General features: G+C 52.0%; 1 protein-coding gene. It reads left to right on the forward strand.

Annotation, left to right across the window (positions count from 1 at the left end; all coding sequences use genetic code 11):
- Window positions 1-354, forward strand: a 354-nt coding sequence (locus CP370_RS09545; RefSeq protein WP_255408039.1) for an FGGY-family carbohydrate kinase, incomplete at both ends; no start/stop codon positions are given.

Raw genomic sequence — 354 nt, forward strand, 5'->3', positions numbered from 1 at the left:
CCAGTGGCTGCGGGACGGAATGCAACTTTTCAAAAAGGCTTCCGATTCAGAAGCCGCCGCGTTAGCTTCGCAAAATGAAGACGAAGTCTACGTGGTTCCCGCCTTCACTGGTCTAGGGGCGCCTTACTGGGATTCCGACGCCCGGGGTGCCGTATTCGGGATTACCCGCGGAACGACTAAAGAAGACTTTATCAAAGCGACCTTACAGTCCCTGGCATACCAATCTCGGGACGTCCTTGACACGATGAAACGTGATTCAGGAATTGACATCCCGGCAATGCGAGTGGACGGCGGCGCCTCCAACAACAATTACCTAATGCAATTTCAGGCCGATATTTTAGGAATTGAAATTCA

Source organism: Lactobacillus sp. UMNPBX19 (assembly GCF_002553805.1).
Taxonomy (GTDB): Bacteria; Bacillota; Bacilli; order Lactobacillales; family Lactobacillaceae; genus Lactobacillus.